This window comes from Streptomyces sp. NPDC001828 (assembly GCF_042892175.1).
Lineage (GTDB): Bacteria > Actinomycetota > Actinomycetes > Streptomycetales > Streptomycetaceae > Streptomyces.
The window spans coordinates 706,264-727,324 of the sequence record NZ_JBIATV010000001.1; the positions used below are offsets into that span (position 1 = coordinate 706,264).

The window sequence follows — 21,061 nt, forward strand, 5'->3', positions numbered from 1 at the left end:
GGCTCGCGCGTGCGCTCGGGCTGAACGTGATCCATCGATCGAAGGAAGCGCCCACTGCCATGACATCGGACCATCGCCTGTTCTCCTTGCGCGCCAGACGCCAGGACGGCTTCACGCTCATCGAGTTGCTCGTGGTCATCGTGATCCTCGGCGTCCTCGCCGCCATCGTGGTGTTCTCCGTCAGGGGCATCGGCGACAAGGGCCGCAAGAAGGCGATCGCCGCGGACGCGGCCACACTGCGAACGGCGGAGGAGTCCTACTGCGCGAAGCACGGACACTATGGGACGGCCGACGATCTGACGGCTGACGGGCTGCTGTCCGGCGACCCGGTCTACAACATGGTGGTGGTCGGCGAGGAGAACAAGTGCGGCCGGGGCGAGAAGTCGTCGTTCGCGCTGCACGACACATCCACGCCGACGGAGAGTGGCGCGGACTCGATCCGGGCGGGCACGAATCCGGCCGACCTCGCGGTGGACGAGAAGGCCAATCGCGTGTACGTCGTGGCCAGCGGCAGCAACAACGTGACCGTGATCGACGGCAGGACCGACACTCCGGTCGGTTCCCCGATCGACGTGTCCAGCGCCGTGTCGAACCCCACCCGCATCGCGGTCAACCCCGGTACGGGGCAGGTCTACGTCGGGGGTACGGGCGGCGTCGCGATCATCGACACGGCCAACTCCAATCAAGTGACCCACGTCAGCGGTTTCACGACGACCGTCAGCGGCCTGGCCGTCTCTCCCGAGAACGGTGACGTCTACGTCGGCGGCGGTGTCGCAGGCACCTCGGCGGTCGCCTACATAGCGGCCGGTAACGCGTCGGCGACGCCGATCGCGCTGCCCACCGCGGGAGTTGTGGCCGCGAGCAACAGCATGGACTTCTCCTTCGACCCCGTGCACCACGCGGTGTACCTCGCGAAGGCGGGTATCGGCACCGGCACGAGCCCTGGCGCCGGCATCGGCCTCTTCGCCATCTCGTCGGGGACCCACGACGTCAAGGTCGTGACGCAGTTCCCGACGAAGTCGTCCTGCGGCACCAACAGCGGGGACGTCCTCGTCGCCGGCTCCGTTCGTGGCAGCATCGCCGTCGATCCGGGCCGCAACCTCGTCTACCTCCTCGCCAAGAGGTGCGTCGTGGTGAGCCCGGCGAACCCCTCGGGCGCGTGGAAGGCCGTCGCGACAACGATCGCCATCAACCCCGGCGACGGCAGTTCGACGCCGATCAACGATCCGGTGGGGCTGCCCTTCGGGCCCAACGCGGCGGTCTACAACGCCGCGGCGGGTGCGGTCTACGTCTACTTGGACGGTGGAGCGAACTGCGGCAGTACCGGGGCCCGCGTCGACCGGATCGTCGGGACGACGGTCACGGGACAAGCGTCTCTGTGCGGAGTGTCGCTCGTCCCCGGAAACCAAGCGCACAAGCTCACCGTGCTGAAGGACTTCAACAGGATCTTCGTCGCACAGGCGAGCAGCCGCGGCGCGCCGGGCGGCCTCGGGGTGGCCGACGGCGGCACGCTGCTGGGGCGGTCTCCGCTCGGCACACCCCGCGAGTTCAGCGCGTTGGCGACGAACAACACCACGGGCAAGGTGTACGCGGCCGATCCCGCGACCGGCACGGTCGCGGTGTTCCGGACGGGATCGGCCTAGGACCGTGCGAGAGCTGCCGCGCACCCTCCGCACGGGTCCCGGCAGGGTCCGCGCGGGCCAAGGGTCCGCGCGGACCACGAGCCGGTCAGACGAGGTCGAGCAGTTCCGTGTGCACGGCGGCGTAGCCACGGTGTTCGTCGACGAGGCGGATCTGAAGGATCCAGTGGGCCCGCCACCCTCCCGCCAGCGTCCGGCGCAGGGGCCGGTCGTTGTGCGGGCCGATGAGGACCTCCGGCCGGGTTGCCTCCGCGTGCGGGGCGGGTGCGGTGCCGGTCAGCCGACCGCAGTGCCGGGCGCCCAGGCTGCGGCCGGCCTTGGCCGCCAGGCCGCGGACCTTCGCGTAGAGCTCGCCGCCGGTGATGGAATCGTCGGCCAGGAAGGCATCCCGGGCGCCGGTGGCCACGACGGCCAGGTCGTGCACGAGGCGGCGGCGCGCGAGACCGTCACCGAGGGCCACGGTCCGGGCGAAGCCCGTCTCGTAGGGGGCCAACAGCGACTCGAAGTCCAGCACGACCAGGTCCTGCGCGCCGATGACCCGCTCCGGACACCGCCCGCCGGCCACGGTGCCCGGCCCCGACCGCACGACCCGGCGGCCGAACCGGCCCGCCCGTGCGCCGAACAACTCCCGGGCGATCAGGGCGATCCGGTTGTCGGCCTCCTCCTCGCTGCGCCCGGGCCTGATCACCTGTGTGGCGATCACGTGCGAGAACAGGCGCTGCGCCATGCGCTGGCCTTCCAGCAGCCGCAGGCTCCGCAGCCCTACGTTCATCCGGTCCAACGTCGCCATCGTGCGTCCTTGCTGTCAGCCCATGCTCGCGCCGCCTGCTGCCGGGCCCGCCGGGGCCCGGGCTACCACCCGAATCGGCCGTGACACGCCGGAGCGGGCTCGAAGCGGGGGGTGGTGATCGACCGGCGCGAAGGGAGGAGCCCCGACCACGTGGCCGAACCTAACAGCGTGCGCCCGCGCGGCATCACTGGTCGATCATCCAGCGCTCGGCCGGTACGAGCCGCCCGCACTGGTTCGTCGTACAGGCCGAGGTGTGCGTCAGGCGCTGGCTGCCGCCGTGCAGGACGAGTTGCCGCCGCAGTACGTGATGTCCCAGTGGCTGCCCTCGTTCGCGTAGACGTTGCCCGCCGAGGAGCGCCAGCGGGTCGCACCGTCGCTGCGGGTCGCGATGTGGGTGAAGCTGTTCGTGACGTACGAGTCGATGCAGGAGTTGCGGGCGATGTCGGCCTTGTAGCCGTTGTAGTGGCTGTAGGTGCCCGAGGCGTGGCCGACTTCGGTGCCGCCGGTGACGTTGATCGCACAGCCGCTGGCGCTCTTGAGCGTCTTGAGGCCGTCCACGGTCGCCTGGTTGATCTGGTCGTACGAGGTGCAGTGGGCGTTGGACCGGGTGGTGCAGCCGCCGGTGGAGGAGTGGGTGACTCCGGCGGCCGACAGCTGGGAGGCGGCCGCGGACTGGCTGAGCTTGGCGACGGCCGCGTCGGCGGTGCCTGACAGGGCGAGGACGGCGGCTGCGGCCAGGGCACCAGAACCGATGAAGAGTCGCTGACGATCCATCATGTTGCCTTTTCCTCCTGTGAGTTGAGACGACCGCATCGCGTCGAGAGGTGCGCTGCGGGCGCAAGGGTTGAGAGGGGGGCGGGTGTGCGGGGTTGGGGGTGTCCGGTCCGGCAACGATGATGACGCACCCGCCCGGCTCGTGGGAGGGGGCGGACCGAATCGGTCCACTTGGCCGCCGTGCCCGCCCCCTGGCCGTCATGGGAATCGCGTCAGTGGCGGGTGCTGGGTACGTAGTCGTAGCAGTAGGCGCGGTAGCCGCCGGAATTGTCGAGGATGCTGTTTCCGGTGTTCTGCCCGACGATTCCGTCGTCAGGAAGACCCGACGCCCGCTGGAATGCCTGGACCCAGGACTTGGTGCCGTTGCCGAAAATGTTGTCCTGGCCGAGCGGGCGGCCCTTGCCGGTGCGCTGGGCCCAGTTGTTCACGGCATTCTGGACGCACCACACGCCGTGCGTGTTGCCCGAGCCCACCGAGATGTTGGAGATCCCGGGGGCCGCGCTCGCCGGTGCGGCCAGCGCGCCTGTGGCCATCCCGGCGGCGACGGCGACCACGGCCGCGGACCTGGTGATCTTCTGGGTGAGATTCATGAGATTCCTCTTCCGGGTTTTTCCGGGAGCCCCCGTGGCGTTCCCGGAAACATGTGGAACGGGGCGGGAGTTACGCTGTCCGCGCTCTCCGGGATTCATACTGTCGCGCGTTGAATCCGGGGGATTGTAAGAATGCGACGCGGCTTTACCGGAGGCCCCCGAGGCGTGCGCGTTCCAGGAATTGGCGCGGCGTGCGGCCCGTCATCGACTTGAATTCCCGGTGGAGATGGGCCTGATCGTGGAACCCGGCCCGCGCGGCGACATCGGCCGGCGGCAGGCCGGTGCCGAGGAGCCACAGGGCGTTCCTGAACCGGGCGATCTGCGCGTACGCCTTGGGTGGTACGCCCACTTGCTCCTTGAACAGCCGCTCCAGGTGACGCGGGCTGTGGCGGGTCTCGGCGGCGAGCTCGGTCACGGAGTGGCGTCCACCGTCGCGCCGGACGGCCAGGACCGCGCGGACGACACCCGGCGCGGCCGGGGGACCGGCCGCGATCCGCTCCGACAGGAATCGGTCCAGCAGTGCGAACCGTTCTTCCCAGCACGTCAGTTGGCCCAGCCGCAAGGCAATCCGTCCGGTCTCGGGCAGGGGCCGATTGGGCAACTCGACCTGATGGTCGGTGAGTTCGGGCAGAGAGGCGTCGAAGAGGGAATAGGCCGCCGTGGGTGTCAGCGTCACCTCGATGCCGGTGGCCGGTCCGGCCAACCCGGTGAAGGCGGCCCTCGTCCGGACTCCGGAGACCAGTGACGACACGGGCGGCGATGGCGCGGCGCCCTCGTGCACCGGGCGCGGCAAGGCGAAGCCGATCACGAGGGAGACGAGTCCCGTCGGCAGCGCGAGACGTCTGGTGGACCGGCCGGGAGCGGCCGTGAACGCGCGGTAGGAGACGACGGCGCCGCGCAATTCGGGGCAGGGCGCGGTGCGCACCGCATCCGGCACGCGGGTGCGGTGGGACAGGACGGCGGAGTCTGCGGGCATGCCGGAACCTCGGGAGGTGAGGGAGTCGTGCGGTGGGGCGAGGAGCCCGGACCCTGGCGGTCGCGGGCTCCGGGCCGGCGGACGTGCGGCTCAGTACCAGTGCGGGGAGCGGGACTGCCAGGCGCTCCACGCGCCGCACGGGGTGCTGTAGCGGCCGCTGATGTAGGTGAGGCCCCAGCTGATCTGGGTGGCCGGATCGCTCTGCCAGTCGGAGCCCGCGGTGGCCATCTTGCTGCCGGGCAGCGCCTGGGGGATGCCGTACGCGCCGCTGCTCGGGTTGGTTGCGTACACCTTCCAGTCGCTTTCGCCGTTCCACAGGTTCTTGAGGCAGCTGAACTGGGCGGACACACTCCAGCCGTGCGCGGCGAACATGCCCTGCGCGGTGAGCCACACGGTGCGCGGTACGCCCATGCCCGACATCGTCGCGGGCCCGGCGACGCCGTCGGCGCCGAGGCCGTGGGCCCCCTGCCAGTTCTTGACGGCGGCACCCGTGCCGGACCCGTAGAGGCCGTCGGCCGCGACCTTTGCCCTGGCCTGGACGGCGCGGACCTGGCGGTGCAGGGCCAGGTCGCTGCGCGCTCCGTACGCGCCGTCCTCGTCGAGGCCGTTGTCGTACTGGAACGCCTTGAGCGCGGCGTGCGTCCGGGGGCCGTCCACACCGTCGATCTCGGCGCTCGGCAGGTAGCCGAGGCCGGCGAGGTTGGTCTGCTCCCAGCGCACCGAGTCGACGGCGTGGGCGACGGGGGAGAGGAAGGCGGCCGGACCGAGGAGGGCCAGAGCGAGCAGCAACACCGCGAACAGCGGTCTGCGCAGCGGAAGTTGGGCTATCAACACGAGCTCCTTGAGAAGTCTACGGTGCGCTGCTCCCCGGACCTTCGGCCACGCGCCAGCCGCGCAGCAGCGGCGAAGTGCGCAGCGCGCGGCGGCAGATGGCGAGGGCGACCGGTCGCGCGGAGCGCGGGGAGTCGGCGAGGAGATAGAGCACGACGCCCAGGCGGCCGGGGGCGGCCTGCACGTAGACGTGCTCCAGGCGGTCCCCGACGTCGGCGACGACCCAGAGGAGGTCGCCCAGGAGATGGTGGTCGACGACCTGGTGCCGCGCCTCCTGACCGGCCGTCAGATGCAGCGGCACCATGGTGAGATACATGCGTGGGTCAGTCCCAGATGAGCCCGAAGAAGCTGAAGAACATGATCGGCCCTCCTTATTCCGTTGCGTATCTGCGGAGTTCCGTGGCGACACCGGAAGTCTTCAACGCGACACGCTGAGCGGGGAAGGCACGGCGGGTGACACCAACCGTTCTGAGTGGTTGCTGTCATCCGGGCCGGAGAAGTGGCGCGCGGAGCACTGTTGGCACCCGGGCACCCCTGGCAGGATCGGCGCTCGTCACGGCACGACCACCGTGCGGTACGGGGAGTGAAGAGAGTTGGGTACGTCCCAAGGGCTGTCTGGGTTGTCCGCGAGAGGCTGCGTCCAGGGCGCACGCGACGGGATCTCCTGGCGGCTGCCCGCCGCCGCGCTGCGTCCGCACGTGGTGTGCTACTCGGGGTTCCAGACCGAATTCGCCACGCCCCGCAGGCGGTTGGAGCTGCCCATCGGCCTGATCACCCTGGTCTTCTCGTTCCACGAGGGGCTCAGGCTGTCCGCCGAGGGGTCGGCCAGGGCCGCGCACCGGGCCATGCTCACCGGGCCCCGGGTCTTCCCGACGCTCGGCGAGCACTCAGGAGTGGTGCACGGCGTCGAGGTGAACATGACGCTGACCGGCGCCTACCGTCTCTTCGGCATCCCCATGCGGCACTTCGAGAGCGCCTACCTCGACCTGGCGGACGTGTTCGGTGCCGGCAGCGACCGGCTCGCCGACCGGCTGCGGGACGCGCCGGGCTGGCCGGAGCGGTTCGACGTCCTGGACCGCGAACTGGCGGGCCGGCTCGACGAGGCCCGTACCGTCGCGCCCGAGGTGCGCTGGGCGGTGTCCCGGCTCTGCACGCGGGGCGGCGGCCCCCGGACGCTCACCGCCATCGCCGACGAGACCGGCTGGAGCCCGCGCCTGCTGCGTGCCCGGTTCCAGGAGCAGGTGGGGCTCTCACCCAAGTCGATGGCACGCGTCGGCCGCTTGCAGCAGGCCCTGCGGATGCTCGCGGCCGGCGGCAGCGGCGCGCAGACGGCCGCGCTGTGCGGGTTCCACGATCAGGCCCACCTCAGCCGGGAGGTGAAGGCCATGACGGGCCTGACCCCGTCGGCCTTCGCGCGGGCACGCGGCGGGCTGCCCCCGGGCTCGCCCCTCGACCGGGTGCCCGGCCGGATGACCAGCGTGGTCCTCGAGGGCTGAACGGCCGCCGGCCCGAGCCCGAAGCCCCAAGCCGGAACACCGAAGCACCGAAGCCCGAAGCACCGATGGCGCGCGGCCGCGTACGGGGCAGTGGCGCCCGGCACCGGATCCGCCCCGCATGCCGATTTCCACAAGACGCCCCCGCTGCCGCTTGCCAGACTCGTGGGCACCGTCGCGGGCGGGCGCCGACCGGCCCGTGCCGCCGGCGCACTGGCCGGCCACGCGGCGCACGGACAGGACACGAGGGGACCAGATGTTGTCGACGCTCGGACTCGATCCGACCGCGGAGGCCGTGTACCAGCTGATGGCCACACGGCCCGAGGGCTGGGGAGTGGAGCAGCTCACCGAGCACTTGGGCCGGGACGGCGACGAGGTGCGCGAGGCTCTGGACCGGCTGGCCGAGGCGGAGCTGCTGCGCCAGTCGGTCGGCCGGCCGGGGACCTGGCGGGCGGTGAGCCCCGAACTCGGAGTACGGCTCCTGCTACGCCGCCGGCAGGACGAACTCGACCGCCGGCAAAGGGAGATCACCGCCGCTCACACCGAGGTCACCCGCATGATCTCCAGTCTGTGCGCGGGGCCGAGCGCGGCACCCGGCACCGACAGCGAGCAGCTCGTGGGCATCGACGCGATCCAGGCGAGGCTCGACCTGATAGCCGCTGAGGCGGCCGAGGAGATCTGTACGTTCATGCCCGGCGGCGCCCAGTCGCAGGCCGCGCTCGACGCGGCCAAGCCCAATGACGCGCTGCTGCTCGGCCGGGGAGTGGCGATGCGCACCGTGTGCCTGGACAGCGTGCGCGGCAGCGCCCCCACCCTCGGCTACGCCCGCTGGCTCGCCGAGTCGGGCGGCGAGGTGCGCACCGTGCCGACGCTGTCCCCGCGCATGATCCTCGTCGACCGGAGCTGCGCGCTCGTCCCGCTCGACCCGTCGGACAGCCGCGCCGGGGCGGTGGTACTGCGGGTGCCCGGCGTGGTCGCCGCGCTCGTGGTGCTGTTCGAGCGGGTGTGGGTGACCGCGCTGCCGCTGGGGTGCGCGGCGCCGCGCGAGGAGCGGACCGGCCTCACCCCGCAGGAGCGGGAACTGCTCACGCTGCTCGGCCGGGGCATCACGGACGAGGCCGCGGCACGCCAACTCGGCGTCTCCCTCAGCACCGTACGGCGCACGATGGCGGCCCTGATGGAGCGGCTCGGTGCCCGGAGCCGCTTCGAGGCGGGGCTGCGCGCCGCGCGGCGCGGCTGGTGCTGAGGGGACGACCGAGCGGGGCCGGCCGCTGCCCGCCCCGAACCCCGTGTCACCTTCTCCAGAACAAGTGGTGCCGTACGCCGCTGGGGCTCGGCACGACCTCCAGGTGGAACCGGTCGAGGAGGTCGTCGGGTGAGTCCCAGAGCCGCAGTCCGGACCCGAGCTCGAACGGCGAGACGGCCACGTGCAGGGTGTCGACGAGCCCGGCGTCGAGGTACTGGCGGATCGTGCTGACCCCGCCGCCGAGTCGTACGTCCCTGCCCTGCGCCGCCTCCCGTGCCTCCTTCAGGACCTCGGCGGGCTCGGCATCGGTGAAGTGGAACGTGGTGTCGGAGAGCGTGAACGAGGGACGCGGGTGGTGCGTCATCACGTAGACGGGTGTGTGGAACGGCGGCTCCTGCCCCCACCAGCCCTGCCACTCGTGGTCCTGCCACGGGCCTCGCTGGGGTCCGAACTTGTTGCGGCCCATGATCTCGGCGCCGATGTTGTGGGCGAAGTCCCGCGTGAAGTAGTCGTCGAGGCCACGGCTCCCGCCGGGATCCGTGCGCATGGGCCAGCTCGCGGTGGCTCCGGCCCAGGAGAAGAGCCTCTCGGGGTGCTCAAGGCCGAACGGCAGCTCAAGGCTCTGGTGCTCACCGGCACCGATGCCGTCGCTCGACACGTTGAAGTTCATGACTCTCAGAAGTTGAACCATGGGATCCCCTTGTCAGGTCCGGTAGCGCCATTGTGCGGCGAGACGCCGCTCACCAGGACGTCGAACGGGGCGCGGCGTAATCGACAGCCGCCCGGATCTTTCTTGGGATGGCGTCCATGGGCGTCGCTGCGGGGGCCTGGGGCCGGGTGGCTATTGATCATGACGGGATGCGCCATGGGAGGGAGAGAGGGGCCTTCGCCGCCGCTCGGGCCCGGGCCCGCCGGGGCCCGGGCCCGAGCCGTCAGATGGTGACGACCGTGCCGTCAGAAGGTGACGATCTGGAGGAACGCCCCGGGATCGTCGACGTAATTCACGCCGGTGATGTACATCGTTTCGCCGTCGGGCCCCAGGGTCAGACCCGTCCCGTGCTCCATGTCGAAACCGCTGACCGTCTCGCGGGCCACGCGGGTGTTGGTCGCCGTCTTGTAGGACAGCACCTTCGGCACGCTGCGCTGGTCGTCCTCGAGCACGTAGAACCGGCTGCCGTCACGGCTCACGGCCGGGCTCAGGATCGGTTGGTAGTTCGACTGGAAGTCGATGGTGGTCAGTACCCGGTCGCTGTCGAGGTCGACCAGGACCGCGTGGCCGTCCGGCTTGCTCAGCGCGTACAGGCGGCGGCCGTCGGGAGCGAGGGCCAGTTCGTCGACGAAACCCGTGTCCGAGAGGGTGCGCAACAGCGTCGGGACGCCGGTCGAGACGTCGAAGTGGATCAGCCCGACATCGCCGCTGACGTAGAGGTCCTTGCCGTTCGGCCGGACGACGACGGCGCGCGGGCTCTCGCCGGGCAACGGCACGGTCGTGGTGAACGCCTGCCGCACCGTAGAGAACGCCAGCAGCCGGGACGGCCCGGTGCTCCGGGTCCCGTCGTCCGGACCGGTCTGGCCCAGATAGATCGAGGCCCCGTCCGGGCTGATGGCCATGCGCGACAGCGATCCGGGGTTCGAGCCCGCCGGCCTCGGCTGATCGGGAACGGGGAAGCTGGCGCGCAGGGTGTTGGTGGCCGTGTCGAACACGTTGAGCGTGCGCTCGGTGAGCAGGTAGATCTGCTTGCCCCCGGCACCGAAAAGAAGCGGCCCGGCCCACCGTCCGCTGCCCGTGGCCACCTGCGCGGTGACCTTGCCGGTCCGGGTGTTGACGACGTCAAGCGAGGTGCCGACGTCGTCGATCGACGGGACGTACGCCTTGGTGCCGTCCGCGCTGACGAGCGGCGCTACCGCGTACTGGGACGCGGGCAGCCGCGTGAGGCTCTCGGTACCGGGATTCGGGCGGGCTTGCGCCACGCCCGTCCCGGCGACCGTCAGCAGCCCGGCACATAACAAGGCGGCCAGCCAACGGGCTCTGGAATCAAGGGACTTCATGCATCCTCCCCCACCTTTCCACCGCGTTGTCGCGATGGCGGGGGCCAGGCTACGCCGGGGATCCGGTGTTGGCCGGGCCACGGGAAACGGCGAAGACGGCAACCGGTCAAAGTGCCCGGGGGAGGGGAGGGCGGCCGACAGGTGCCATCGGTGAGGCGGGGCCGGGCCCCCGTCCATGCGCGAGGTGGGCATCACCGACGTCCGCGCCGGGCTGCTGCCCCAGGGCAAGCTGGCGGCCGTGGAGGAGTGGGAGGCTGAGGGCGCAGGGTGCCGGTCGTGAAGGAGTGGGAGGCCGAAGGGCGCAGGGTGCTGGTCGTCGGCGACGGTGTCAACGACGCCCCGCTCCGGCCGCCGGCCACTCCGGCATCGCGATGGGCAAGGCCGGCTCCGGCCTCGCCGTGGAGACCGCCGACGCCACCGTCTGCCCCGGTCGCTGCCGCGGGACCCCGAAAGCGCCAGGGCTCGACCGCGCGGCCCAGCCGAAGGCGTTGCGCACCGCCCTCGCGGCGCATCCGCCAGGAACTCCCCGGTATCTGACATGGCGTCAAGTCCCCGGATGCGCACGTGATTCCGCGCATCGCCGAGCCTCCTCACTACTTGCCCGGGGGTCATCGGGGCAGGTGGCCTCTAGGATCGGCTCGCTGCTCCCATTGATTGGATTCGGGCGTTGACGGACAAACCTGATGTACCCGCCCCCTCTTCTTCCTCGGCCGCCGATGCCGAACCGGCGCGGAACGGGGGCCGCTACGACGGCAGCCGTCCCGATCGGCACCGCAGCGGGCCGGTGGCGTTGGCGCTGGGCGCGCTGGGGGTGGTCTTCGGCGACATCGGCACGAGCCCGCTGTACTCGGTCCAGACCGTGTTCACCGCCGACAACCACCGGGTGCAGACCAGCCCGGTCGAGGTGTACGGAGTGATCTCGCTCGTGTTCTGGGCGATCACCGTGATCGTCTCGGTCAAGTACGTGACGTTCATCCTGCGCGCCGACAACGACGGCGAGGGCGGCATCATGGCCCTGACCGCGATGCTGCAGAACCACTCCTTCAAGACCCGGCGCGGCAAGGCCGTTCTGATCGCGCTCGGCATCTTCGGGGCTTCGCTGTTCTACGGCGATGGCATCATCACCCCCGCGATCTCGGTGCTGTCCGCTGTCGAGGGCGTCAAGGTCGCCACCCCCGCTCTCGGCCACCTCGTCGTCCCGATCACCCTGACGGTGCTGACCGCCCTGTTCGTCATCCAGCGGTACGGCACGGGCCTGGTCGGCAAGCTCTTCGGTCCGGTGATGGCCCTGTGGTTCACGGTCCTGGCGGCCGCCGGGATCAACGGGATCTGCGAGAACCCCGCCATACTCAGGGCCCTTTCGCCCACCTACGCCGCCGCGTTCATCGCCGAGCACGGGACGGTCGCGTTCATCGCCCTGGGAGCGGTAGTGCTGGCGGTGACCGGTGCGGAGGCGCTGTACGCGGACATGGGCCACTTCGGCCGCCGGCCCATCACCCGCGCCTGGTTCCTGGTGGTCTTTCCGGCGCTGACCCTCAACTACCTCGGCCAGGGAGCGGTGATCCTTCGTACCCCCTCCGCCGCGGAGAACCCCTTCTTCCTGATCGTCCCCGGCTGGGCCCGGATCCCGATGGTGCTCCTCGCCACGGTGGCCACCATCATCGCCTCCCAGTCGGTGATCTCCGGTGCGTTCAGCGTGACCCGTCAGGCCGTCCAGCTCGGTTTCCTGCCGCGCATGACGATCCGCCACACCTCCGAGCGGGAAGTCGGGCAGGTGTACTCCCCGGCGATCAACTGGGCCCTGTACGCCGCGGTGGTGGTCCTGGTCCTGGGTTTCGAATCGTCCGCCGGTCTGGCGTCCGCCTACGGGGTGGCCGTCACCGGCACGTTCGTCCTGAACACCGTGCTGTTCCTGGCAGTGGCCCGCGGCCTGTGGGACAAACCCCGGTGGCTGGTGGCGCTGGGCGGAGCGGTCTTCCTGACCGTCGAGGTCGCGTTCTTCCTCGCCAACCTCACCAAGATCACGCACGGCGGATGGCTGCCCCTGCTGGTAGCGGGCGCGGTCTTCACGGTGCTGCTCACCTGGCGGCGCGGCCGCATCATCGTGACCCGCAATCGCACCCGGGAAGAGGGCCCGCTCCTGGAGTTCGTGGAGCACCTGCGCGGCTTGGACCCGCCGGTCCACCGAGTGCCGGGCACGGCCGTCTTCCTCAACGCGAACCCCGACACCACCCCCCTCGCCCTGCGGGCCAACGTCGAACACAACCACGTCCTGCAGCAGCGGGTGATCATCATGCACATCCAGGTCCGCAACGTTCCCCACGTGCCCGTCGGCGACCGCCTCACCAGCGGCAACCTGGGCTTCGACGACGACGGCATCAGCAGCCTGAACGCGAGCTTCGGATTCCAGGACGAGCCCAACGTTCCCGCCGCCCTGCACCTGGCCGTCACCACCGGGCTCCTGAGCGCCCGGGATCTGAGGGAAGTCACCTACTTCCTGTCGCGGATCACGCTCGTGCAGTCCTCCCAGCGGAACATGGCGTCCTGGCGCAAGAAGCTCTTCCTCGCCATCTCCCGCAACTCCGCCCACCCGGTTGCCTACTTCGGGCTCCCCATCAGCCGCTCCATCAGCATGGGCGAACAGATCCCCCTGTGAGCACCCTTGGCCCGGCCGACGGTGTGTGTCCCGGACCGGGTGGCTCCGGGACCGGATCTTGACGCGGCCACGGCCAGGCTCGCCGGCTCACGCGCACGTGAGGCGGGGAGTGGCTGTCACGACACCAGCGATGGACGCCGTGCGACAGGCGGGATCAACTGACCCTCCACGGTTCGCTCCGCCCGATTGGGCTCGATCTCGGCCCAGACGGCGTCGAGGGACAGGCCGAGGGTGTCGGCGATCGCCGCGATGGTCGGGAAGGCGGGGGTGGCCACACGGCCGGATTCGATCTTCCGCAAGGTCTCCGGCGAGATGTGCGAAGCGAGCGCCACGTCCAGCATCGAGCGGCAGCCCCGGGCGCGGCGGAGCAGGGCGCCAAGGCGCTGTCCGCGTTCGACCTCGGCGGGGGTGAGCGGCAACCTGACCATGAGCCCAATTCTAATACCGGTACAGTTGGACCGGGATAGTTATTGGACGCACATGAGAGGTCCCCCATGATCGAGATCCTGAACGCCGCGCGACTCGAGCGGGCGAGAGGCACCGGCGCTCTGGTCGGAGACATCCTGCACACGCTGAAGCAGCGCAGCACGGTCGGGACGAACCTGCTGGACATCGACCAGTGGGCCAAAGAGATGATCACCGAGGCGGGCGCGCAGTCCTGCTATGTCGACTACGCACCTTCCTTCGGGCGCGGCCCGTTCGGGCACTACATCTGCACGGCCGTCAACGACGGAGTGCTCCACGGGCTCCCTCACAACTACGCGCTGGCGGACGGGGATCTGCTGACTCTCGACCTCGCCGTGGCCAGGGGCGGAGTGGCCGCTGACGCCGCGATCAGCTTTCTGGTGGGCAAGGCCAGGCCGGCGGAGAGCGTCTCGATGATCGAGGCGACCGAACGCGCACTCGCCGCCGGCATCGCCGCCGCCAAGCCTGGCGCGCGCATCGGCGATCTCTCCCACGCCATCGGCACGGTTCTGAGTGAGGCGGGTTACCCGATCAACACCGAGTTCGGAGGCCACGGCATCGGCTCGACCATGCATCAGGACCCCCACGTCGCGAACACCGGACGGCCGGGCCGCGGATACAAGCTGCGCCCCGGACTGCTGCTCGCCCTGGAGCCCTGGGTCATGGCCGACACCGCCACGCTCGTCACCGACGCCGACGGCTGGACACTGCGCAGCGCGACGGGCTGCCGGACCGCGCACAGCGAGCACACCATCGCCATCACCGACGACGGAGCCGAGATTCTCACCCTGCCCACGCAGGCGTGATCGTAAGAGGGCGTGGCGAGCGGCCGCCCGGCGCGGCCGCCAGGGCGACAGTCACGCTGAGCGGTGGCGCTGAGCACCGCTGGCGGCACGAAGCATCCGCCGCTCACGGCAGCAGAGCCGCGACAGGCGAGCAGGGGGCATCCGCCGCTCACGGCAGCAGAGCCGCGGCGAGCTCACTGGGCCGGGCGGCGAACGGGCTGTGGCTGCCCGGGAGGGTGCGCACGGTGAACGGATCGCCGGGCATGGCCCGGTCGGCTTCCGCGATCATGAGGTCCTGCACGGCCGCCGGCAGCGCCCGATCGTCGGCGCAGCGCAGGAAGGTCCGTGGGACGCGCCCCCACCGTTGCGGAGTCACCATGACCGGAGTGGTGGGGATCGCCAGCGGCAGATCGGGGCTCAGCGCCGAACGCCAGCGGTCGAAGCGGTCAAGGGGGGTGTCGTGGTAGTGGGTCTGCCGCAGTTCCTCGACGTAAGCGGGGTCCTGCGAGAGCGGGTTGATCCGCACGGCGCCCAGCTGCCCGGGGTCGCCGAGGTTGAGGCTCTGACCCCGTGCCGTGGCGTTCTCGGGCGAGCCGAGATAGTCGAAGAACCGGGGCCGTCCGGCGGGCACGAAGGCAGAGAGGTAGACGATCTCGTCGACGAGTCCGGGTGCGCGCTCGGCGGCCAGTGACGCGGGGCCGCCGCCCGCGCTGTGGGCGACGAGCACGACCCGACGGTAGTGGCGGACCGGGCGCAGGGTGTCCAGCACGGCCGCGGCGCAGTCGTCCATCGTCACGCCGGCGAGCGCGGACCTCTCGGTCAGCAGGCCCGGCTGGCCAGGCCGGAGGTATCCGCTGGGCAGTGGCGCGTCGAAGCCGTGTCCGGGCAGGTCGACGGCCGTGCTCGCGGCACCGAGTCCGGCGAGTGCGCGCTGCGTCGCCGCCCACTGCCCGGAGCCGTGCCAGGCTCCGTGCACGAGGACGAAGACGGTGCCTGGGGAGGAGGAATCAGTCATGACCGCATTCCATGCGACCCAGCCACGACCATCCAGCGAAAGATCTGACAAGCTGGCCGACGATACCTCTGAGATATGGCGAGGAGGCCGACATGGAGGCGCGGCACCTGAGGTACGCGCTGGCTCTCGCCGAGCACGAACACTTCGGCCGGGCGGCCGGTGCGCTGGGCATCGCGCAGCCACCGCTGTCCAAGCAGATCGCCGACCTCGAACGGGAAGTGGGCACCCGCCTGTTCGACCGCACCCGCCGAGGGGTGTTTCCCACGGCTGCGGGCGCCGCCTTCCTCTCCCGGGCACGCAGGGCGCTCGACGAGATCACGGCGGCCTCGGTGGACGCGGCCAGGGCAGCACGCGGTGAGACGGGCCGACTGCGCCTGGGTTTCATCGCCTCGGCACTGCTCGAACCCCTGCCGGACGTCCTCGGCCGGTTCGGCCGTGAACGGCCCGACGTGCGGTTGGAACTGCGCGAGATGGCGACCAGTCGCAGCACGGCCGCGCTCGTCGCCGGCGAACTGGACGTGTCGATCGGCCTCGGCCGGCCACGGGGCGTCGGAGCCGAGCAGCTGGTGTCCGTGCCTGTCGGGCACGACCACTTGGTCGCGGTCGTGAGCGGCACGCACCCGTACGCGGGTCAGTCGTCGGTGGACGTGGACCAGCTGCGGCGACAGCCGCTGATCGTGGCGCCGGGCGAGGACGAACCCGCCGTCGTCACCGCGCTGCGGACCCTCCTGGGCAAGGACTCCCCGGCGCTCTCCGGTGCGACCGTCGCGAGGGACATCCACACCATCATCGGCCTCGCCGCCTGCGGGGTGGGCGTCGGCCTGGGCCCCTCACGCATGCTGGCGGCCCCGCGACGCGGCACGTGGTTCTGCGAGGTGACCCCACGCACGCCGCTGCCCGACCTGGTCCTGTCCTTCACCGCCCGGGACCGTTCCCCGGCACTGGATGCCTTCCTCGACGTCATCCGCACGAACTGCCCCGACGTCGGCGCCGCACTCGACCACCGACTCGGCCCACCTGAATCACAAGCAGAAGCCGACCGCGACGCGCCCCTACCTGACTGCCGGATGTCAGGGGAGCGGTGAGGCCGCTGAGGGCCACCCACCTCGCACTCCGTCGACGCGGTTAGTTCTGAGTGCTCTGGGGACGAGGGATCTGGCCGGTGTCGAGAGTCTGGTCGATGATCTGGCGGGCGCAGTCGGAGATGCGCAGATGGTTGGCGCGGGCGTAGGTGCGCAGGGCGCTGTATGCGGTGTCGGGGTTGACGGTCCAGCGCTCGGCCAGGATGCCCTTGGCCTGTTCGATGACGATGCGGCTGGTGAGGGCGTGCTGGAGCTGCATCTTCTCCATCTGTTCCTGGCCGAGGTCGCGTTGTTGCAGGAGCGCGATGGTGGCGATGTCGGCCAGGGCCTGGGCGAGGGAGGCGTCCTGGGCGCTCAGCGACTGCGGACTCGTGTGGAAGAGATTCATCGCCCCGATCGTGCGGTCACGCAGGCGTAGCGGAAAGACGTGGCTCCGTTGGAAGCCGCTTTTGCGGGCCTGCTCGGCGAACGCCGGCCAGATTCGGCTGGTCTCGGAGTCGAGCAGGTCGATATTCGGGTGGGCTGTGCGGGAGTGGTAGCAGTCGACGCAGGGGCCCTGATCGTGCTGGCTGGCGAAGAGTTCGAGCAGGTGCGTGTTTTCGTCGGAGGCCGCGACCGTGTGCAGCAGACCGCTCTCGTTGGCGAGGAGAAGGCCTGCGGCGGACACGTCGAGCAGGCGTACGCAATGGGCGCACAGCTCCTCCAAAAACTCGGTGAGGTCGAAGTCGGCGATGAGGGAGTCCGCGACCTGCACGAAGACCTCTGATACTCGCTGTTCGCGGGACATGGATGTCATCCCCTCGTCTCCTTGGGTGATTCGGGTTCCGGATCATCGTCGTCCAGCCGAAGCCGCCGGGAGACGACGTCTTCGGCGGCTTCGACGATGGAGCGGTCGTGACTGTAGGCGTAGGCGCGCAGGCGCAGCAGCGCCTCGCTCAACGGGAGGGCAAGCTGGACGCTGAGCATGCCGGTGGCCTGGTGAACCGCGGCCCGGTGCAGTTCGTCTTCGGGCGGCCGGCCGTCGCAGAGGAGCTGCAGGGTCAGGGCCGCGGCGAGCCCCAGAGCGTCATCCGTTTCCTGACCGCTCATGTGACCGGGCGATGCGCGCAGCCCGGTGAGGACACCGACCGTGATGCCGCCGAGAGACAGCGGGAGGCAGAACACGGCCTGGATCGGAAGACGGGACATCGCGGGGATGAGAGCCGGCCATCGCTCCGCGTCGACCGCGGCCACATCGTGTTCCAGCACCAGCCGGCGCGTGCGCAGGGCGTCCGGCCCGGGGCCTTCCCCCAAGGTGAACTGCAGGTCCTCGAAGTCCGCGCTGATGCGGCTGGAGGACCACAGCTGTTCCGTCACCTGGTCGCCGAGGGAGAGGGAGACCACGAGGTGATCCATACCGAGGAGCGCCGCACAGCCGTCGAGACCGGACCCGGCATCCGAGTGCAGGGCTCTCAGCTTGTCGTTCATCTCCGGGCTGAGCACCAGCGCCACCTCTCGTATCTCAGCATAGTGGCGGCACGGACGAGGCCGGCTGGCTATGGCGTCATCCCGCCGCAGCCGCTTCCCGGGGCGCGAGGGATCGGCTGAGCAGGATGTCGGTGGTGCCGGTCAGGCCGAACAGGCGCAGGACGGCGGGAACGGGGGAGTGTGCCTGGAAGGCTCGCCCTGCCGCGCGGGTGTCATGAGCCGCGGTGAGGAGAGCGCTGAGTCCGACACAGTCACAGAATGCGACGCCGCTCAGGTCGACGTGCAGGTCTGCCGTACCCCGACCTTTGAGCTCCCGCGCGAAGGCATCGGCGAGCACAGGGGCGGAGTCCAGGTCGAGGGCTCCTGCCGCGATGATCCATGTACGCAGGCCCTCTTGGCGCCGGTCGATGAACAGAAGCGGTGATATACGCATGACTCATCCCGGGAAAGTCGTGCCCGGTCGGGCGGTTGCTGTGCCGTCGGCGAGGTCCCGGTGGCTTCCCGGTGAGATCCCATGGCAACGACATGTCGGGTGACGGGGGTTGCGAGCCATTCGAGCCGGCGCCGCCCGACAAAGACCTCTCTGGGCAGCGCCAGTCGACGACATCCTGCCGCGACGAACTTCATCGTTCGACGAAGTACTTTTCAGCCGCGGCTCTGCGCAACACGGTGCGCAGGTGCAGCGCTGCCGTGGGCGCGGAGATGCCGATGAGCGCGGCGGCCTGCTCGTAGGTGTGGCAGCCGAACAACACCAGCCCCAGCAGGGCCTGTTGCTGCCCGAGCCACGCACTGTCGTCGGTGTCGCCGGGTCGGTAGGCAGACCCCGAAGTGCCTTGCCGGGCTTGGGGACCGGCCGCGTACCTGTGCCACAGATCCGCTGCCAGTTCCTGCCGCTGCACGTCTGACGCGGAGTCAGATACCGTTCCGCAGCCCTGCGTTACGGTGGCGACGACCGCCTCGACGGCCCATTCGACATCCCGGCACAGAAGCAGTGCCAGGGAGAACAGCGCGTCACCGTGGCGGTCGTAGATGCGCAGAGCCTCGCTCGTTCGTACGCTTCCCGCGCTTGCCGCTGTGTCCCGGTAGGGAGGTGCGGTTACGTTGTGCGCCATGGGTTGCCACCTGCTTCGGCCGAGCGGACAGGGCCGCCGGGGGCAGGGGCGTCAACACCAGCCTAGACCTCGATCAGACTGACGGCTACACCCAACAATCCGGATGCGGAGCATAGCGCGCCGCTTGGTGTCTCCTCGTGGGGCGGCTCCAGCGAGTGAAGGAGGGCGACGTACGTGCACGGGCGCCCTTGCGGGGCAGGCCGCCGGGTATCGGCCGCGAGGTGGCCGCGAGGTACGGTGGAAGCCTCTCGCAACCTTCGAAGTGGTCCCGCCAGGGATGCGCTCGGCCGTGACCCCGCCATTCGGCTGCGTGGAGCACCAGGTGCTGCAGCACCCGGGTGCCGTCCACTGAAGGGCTCAAGGCCGTGCCGACGAACAGCACCATTCCCGTACCCACGGATGTGGCGGGGAGCGATTTCGCCCGGCTGTCCAAGAGGATCGCCGATTCACGCCTGATGGCCCGCCGCCCGGGCTACTACACGATCCGCATCTCTGCCGTCGCCTTGCTGTACATCGGCGGTTGGGCCGCCTTCGTGCTGGTGGGGCGGAGCTGGTGGACCCTGGCCGTCGCCGCGTTCCTCGCCGTGGTCTTCGGGCAGGTGGCGCTGGTCGCACACGACATCGCCCACCGGCAGGTCTTCCGGCTGCGCAGAGCGAGCGAGGTGTCAGGACGCATCGCCGGCAACGCCGGCATCGGCATGGGATACGGCTGGTGGCAGGACAAGCACACCCGTCACCACGCCAACCCCAACCATGAAGACCTCGATCCGGATCTCGACCCCGATGTGCTGGTCTGGTCCCAGTCCCAGGCCCGCGCGGCCAAGGGGCTGCCCAAACTGCTCGGGCGCAGGCAGGCGTATCTCTTCTTCCCGCTGCTGACGCTGGAAGGCTTCAACCTCCACCTCTCGGGCGTACGAGCGCTCGCCAATCCTTCGTTGAAGAACCGCCGCCTGGAGGGCGTGCTCCTCTTCGCGCACTTCGCGGCGTATCTGACGGCACTGTTCCTGGTGCTGCCGCCCGGTATGGCCATCGCGTTCCTCGTGGTGAACCAGTGCCTGTTCGGCGTCTACCTCGGCTCGATCTTCGCCCCCAACCACAAGGGCATGCCGATCCTGACCGGAAGGGAACGCCCGGACTTCCTGCGGCGTCAGGTGCTCACCTCACGCAATGTGCGCGGGGGATGGTTCACCGACATCGCGCTCGGCGGGCTGAACTACCAGATCGAGCACCACCTCTTCCCGAGCATGCCCAGCCCCCACCTGCGCAAGGCCCAGGCCATCGTCCGCGGCTACTGCCAGGAGCTGGGCGTGGGCTACCTCGAAACCAGCCTGCTCGCCTCCTACAGGCAGGCTCTGGCGAGCCTCCACAACGCCGGAGCCCCGCTGCGCAGGCCGAATGCCGCCCTCGCCGGTGAAGCTCCGGGTCAGGAGGCCGGGCGTCGCTCATGAGGGGGTGCCGCGATGTCAAGCAGGCGGATACGTAAGCGACTTGACGGCCGGCATCCACGAACTGCACGGCTCTCACATGCCTGTTGCAGCTGCTGCGTCTGCTGAGACTCACCGGTACCGAAGCCGTCCTCGCGGACGCCTGTCGCCGCGTGAGGTGCTCGACAGCACCTCACGTTCGTTCAGGCCCAGTCCTTGTCCAGGTCGAGGTCACCCTCCCGCCGCTGGGTGAAGGAGAACCAATTGCCGGAGTCGTCGCGGAAGATCGCCTCGGTGCCGTAGGGGCGCTCCTTGGGCTCCTGCAGGAACTGCACCCCGCGGGCCTTGAGCGTGGCGTAGTCGCCGTGGATGTCGTCGGTGGCCAGCACACCCGCGCCGAGCATCCCCTTGGACACCAGTGTCCGCAGTGCCTCGGCGGACTCCGCGTCCATGGCCGGCGGGCCCGGCACCATGAGCGTCAGCTCCACCTCCGGCTGGTCCTTGGCCCCGACCGTGAGCCAGCGCATGCCGCCGTCACCGAACGACATGTCCGTGCGCACCTCAAGCCCGAGCTTCTCCGTGTAGAACTCCTTGGCACGGTCCTGGTCGAGGACCCAGATGGTGGCAATGGCCAGTCCCTTGATCATACGCTGCTCCCTGAACCTG

The 21,061-nt window shown here is 70.1% G+C and carries 22 protein-coding genes; 7 read left to right on the forward strand and 15 right to left on the reverse strand.

Going from position 1 to position 21,061, the window contains the following annotated elements:
• Window positions 1-59 precede the first annotated feature (59 nt).
• Window positions 60-1,643: a prepilin-type N-terminal cleavage/methylation domain-containing protein gene (locus tag ACFYZA_RS03280; RefSeq protein WP_388486688.1), complete on the forward strand. Its 1,584-nt coding sequence runs from the start codon at window positions 60-62 to the stop codon at window positions 1,641-1,643.
• A gap of 85 nt (window positions 1,644-1,728) precedes the next feature.
• Here the strand turns inward: ACFYZA_RS03280 and ACFYZA_RS03285 are convergent, their stop codons facing one another.
• From ACFYZA_RS03285 to ACFYZA_RS03310, 6 genes are all read right to left on the reverse strand, one after another.
• A complete protein-coding gene (locus tag ACFYZA_RS03285) occupies window positions 1,729-2,430 on the reverse strand; it encodes a M24 family metallopeptidase (RefSeq protein ID WP_382583897.1) in 702 nt (233 codons plus the stop codon).
• 258 nt (window positions 2,431-2,688) lie between these two features.
• Window positions 2,689-3,207 carry a hypothetical protein gene (locus ACFYZA_RS03290; RefSeq protein WP_382583894.1) on the reverse strand — a complete coding sequence of 173 codons (519 nt, stop codon included), beginning with the start codon at window positions 3,205-3,207 and terminating at the stop codon, window positions 2,689-2,691.
• A 209-nt stretch (window positions 3,208-3,416) separates the two neighbouring features.
• Window positions 3,417-3,794, reverse strand: a complete 378-nt coding sequence (locus tag ACFYZA_RS03295) for a peptidoglycan-binding protein (RefSeq protein ID WP_382583891.1) — start codon at window positions 3,792-3,794, stop codon at window positions 3,417-3,419.
• A gap of 145 nt (window positions 3,795-3,939) precedes the next feature.
• The gene (locus ACFYZA_RS03300) at window positions 3,940-4,770 is read right to left on the reverse strand and encodes a helix-turn-helix domain-containing protein (protein ID WP_388486691.1); all 831 of its coding nucleotides are present in this window, start codon (window positions 4,768-4,770) and stop codon (window positions 3,940-3,942) included.
• Window positions 4,771-4,860: 90 nt separating this feature from the next.
• Window positions 4,861-5,601, reverse strand: a complete 741-nt coding sequence (locus ACFYZA_RS03305) for a peptidoglycan-binding protein (protein ID WP_388486693.1) — start codon at window positions 5,599-5,601, stop codon at window positions 4,861-4,863.
• Window positions 5,602-5,620: 19 nt separating this feature from the next.
• Complete coding sequence (locus ACFYZA_RS03310) at window positions 5,621-5,917, reverse strand: hypothetical protein (protein ID WP_382583882.1); 297 nt, start codon at window positions 5,915-5,917, stop codon at window positions 5,621-5,623.
• Window positions 5,918-6,221: 304 nt separating this feature from the next.
• On the opposite strand from ACFYZA_RS03310, the gene ACFYZA_RS03315 reads away from it, so the two are divergent.
• Together ACFYZA_RS03315 and ACFYZA_RS03320 are read left to right on the forward strand one after the other, a co-directional pair.
• Window positions 6,222-7,097 carry a helix-turn-helix domain-containing protein gene (locus tag ACFYZA_RS03315; protein WP_382583879.1) on the forward strand — a complete coding sequence of 292 codons (876 nt, stop codon included), beginning with the start codon at window positions 6,222-6,224 and terminating at the stop codon, window positions 7,095-7,097.
• Window positions 7,098-7,350: 253 nt separating this feature from the next.
• Window positions 7,351-8,340: a LuxR C-terminal-related transcriptional regulator gene (locus ACFYZA_RS03320; RefSeq protein ID WP_382583876.1), complete on the forward strand. Its 990-nt coding sequence runs from the start codon at window positions 7,351-7,353 to the stop codon at window positions 8,338-8,340.
• Window positions 8,341-8,386: 46 nt separating this feature from the next.
• Here the strand turns inward: ACFYZA_RS03320 and ACFYZA_RS03325 are convergent, their stop codons facing one another.
• Together ACFYZA_RS03325 and ACFYZA_RS03330 are read right to left on the reverse strand one after the other, a co-directional pair.
• On the reverse strand, window positions 8,387-9,031 hold the full coding sequence (locus tag ACFYZA_RS03325) for a dihydrofolate reductase family protein (RefSeq protein ID WP_388486698.1): 645 nt from the start codon (window positions 9,029-9,031) through the stop codon (window positions 8,387-8,389).
• A 263-nt stretch (window positions 9,032-9,294) separates the two neighbouring features.
• Window positions 9,295-10,389, reverse strand: coding sequence for a WD40 repeat domain-containing protein (locus ACFYZA_RS03330; protein ID WP_382583870.1), 1,095 nt, complete (start codon window positions 10,387-10,389; stop codon window positions 9,295-9,297).
• Window positions 10,390-11,056: 667 nt separating this feature from the next.
• On the opposite strand from ACFYZA_RS03330, the gene ACFYZA_RS03335 reads away from it, so the two are divergent.
• Entirely contained in the window at window positions 11,057-13,045 is a 1,989-nt protein-coding gene (locus ACFYZA_RS03335; RefSeq protein WP_388486701.1) for a potassium transporter Kup, read from the forward strand.
• A gap of 116 nt (window positions 13,046-13,161) precedes the next feature.
• Here ACFYZA_RS03335 and ACFYZA_RS03340 read toward each other — a convergent pair whose 3' ends face one another.
• A complete protein-coding gene (locus ACFYZA_RS03340) occupies window positions 13,162-13,473 on the reverse strand; it encodes a helix-turn-helix domain-containing protein (RefSeq protein WP_382583864.1) in 312 nt (103 codons plus the stop codon).
• 66 nt (window positions 13,474-13,539) lie between these two features.
• Between ACFYZA_RS03340 and map the strand changes: the two genes are divergently transcribed.
• Complete coding sequence (map, locus tag ACFYZA_RS03345; protein ID WP_388486704.1) at window positions 13,540-14,316, forward strand: type I methionyl aminopeptidase; 777 nt, start codon at window positions 13,540-13,542, stop codon at window positions 14,314-14,316.
• A 148-nt stretch (window positions 14,317-14,464) separates the two neighbouring features.
• Here the strand turns inward: map and ACFYZA_RS03350 are convergent, their stop codons facing one another.
• Entirely contained in the window at window positions 14,465-15,310 is an 846-nt protein-coding gene (locus ACFYZA_RS03350; RefSeq protein WP_388486706.1) for an alpha/beta hydrolase, read from the reverse strand.
• Window positions 15,311-15,402: 92 nt separating this feature from the next.
• Between ACFYZA_RS03350 and ACFYZA_RS03355 the strand changes: the two genes are divergently transcribed.
• The gene (locus ACFYZA_RS03355; protein WP_388486709.1) at window positions 15,403-16,395 is read left to right on the forward strand and encodes a LysR family transcriptional regulator; all 993 of its coding nucleotides are present in this window, start codon (window positions 15,403-15,405) and stop codon (window positions 16,393-16,395) included.
• 40 nt (window positions 16,396-16,435) lie between these two features.
• Here the strand turns inward: ACFYZA_RS03355 and ACFYZA_RS03360 are convergent, their stop codons facing one another.
• The 4 genes from ACFYZA_RS03360 to ACFYZA_RS03375 form a co-directional block, all read right to left on the reverse strand.
• Window positions 16,436-17,188 (reverse strand): ANTAR domain-containing protein, encoded by a 753-nt coding sequence (locus ACFYZA_RS03360; RefSeq protein WP_382583852.1) that lies wholly within the window; start codon window positions 17,186-17,188, stop codon window positions 16,436-16,438.
• The gene (locus tag ACFYZA_RS03365) at window positions 17,185-17,874 is read right to left on the reverse strand and encodes an ANTAR domain-containing protein (protein WP_388486712.1); all 690 of its coding nucleotides are present in this window, start codon (window positions 17,872-17,874) and stop codon (window positions 17,185-17,187) included. The genes ACFYZA_RS03360 and ACFYZA_RS03365 overlap by 4 nt, the downstream gene beginning before the upstream one ends.
• Before the next feature lie 61 nt (window positions 17,875-17,935).
• On the reverse strand, window positions 17,936-18,292 hold the full coding sequence (locus ACFYZA_RS03370; RefSeq protein ID WP_388486715.1) for an STAS domain-containing protein: 357 nt from the start codon (window positions 18,290-18,292) through the stop codon (window positions 17,936-17,938).
• A gap of 190 nt (window positions 18,293-18,482) precedes the next feature.
• Window positions 18,483-18,971 carry a hypothetical protein gene (locus tag ACFYZA_RS03375; RefSeq protein WP_388486717.1) on the reverse strand — a complete coding sequence of 163 codons (489 nt, stop codon included), beginning with the start codon at window positions 18,969-18,971 and terminating at the stop codon, window positions 18,483-18,485.
• Window positions 18,972-19,336: 365 nt separating this feature from the next.
• Between ACFYZA_RS03375 and ACFYZA_RS03380 the strand changes: the two genes are divergently transcribed.
• Window positions 19,337-20,419 (forward strand): fatty acid desaturase family protein, encoded by a 1,083-nt coding sequence (locus ACFYZA_RS03380; protein ID WP_388486719.1) that lies wholly within the window; start codon window positions 19,337-19,339, stop codon window positions 20,417-20,419.
• A 179-nt stretch (window positions 20,420-20,598) separates the two neighbouring features.
• Here ACFYZA_RS03380 and ACFYZA_RS03385 read toward each other — a convergent pair whose 3' ends face one another.
• Window positions 20,599-21,042: a VOC family protein gene (locus tag ACFYZA_RS03385; protein WP_382583840.1), complete on the reverse strand. Its 444-nt coding sequence runs from the start codon at window positions 21,040-21,042 to the stop codon at window positions 20,599-20,601.
• Window positions 21,043-21,061 lie beyond the last annotated feature (19 nt).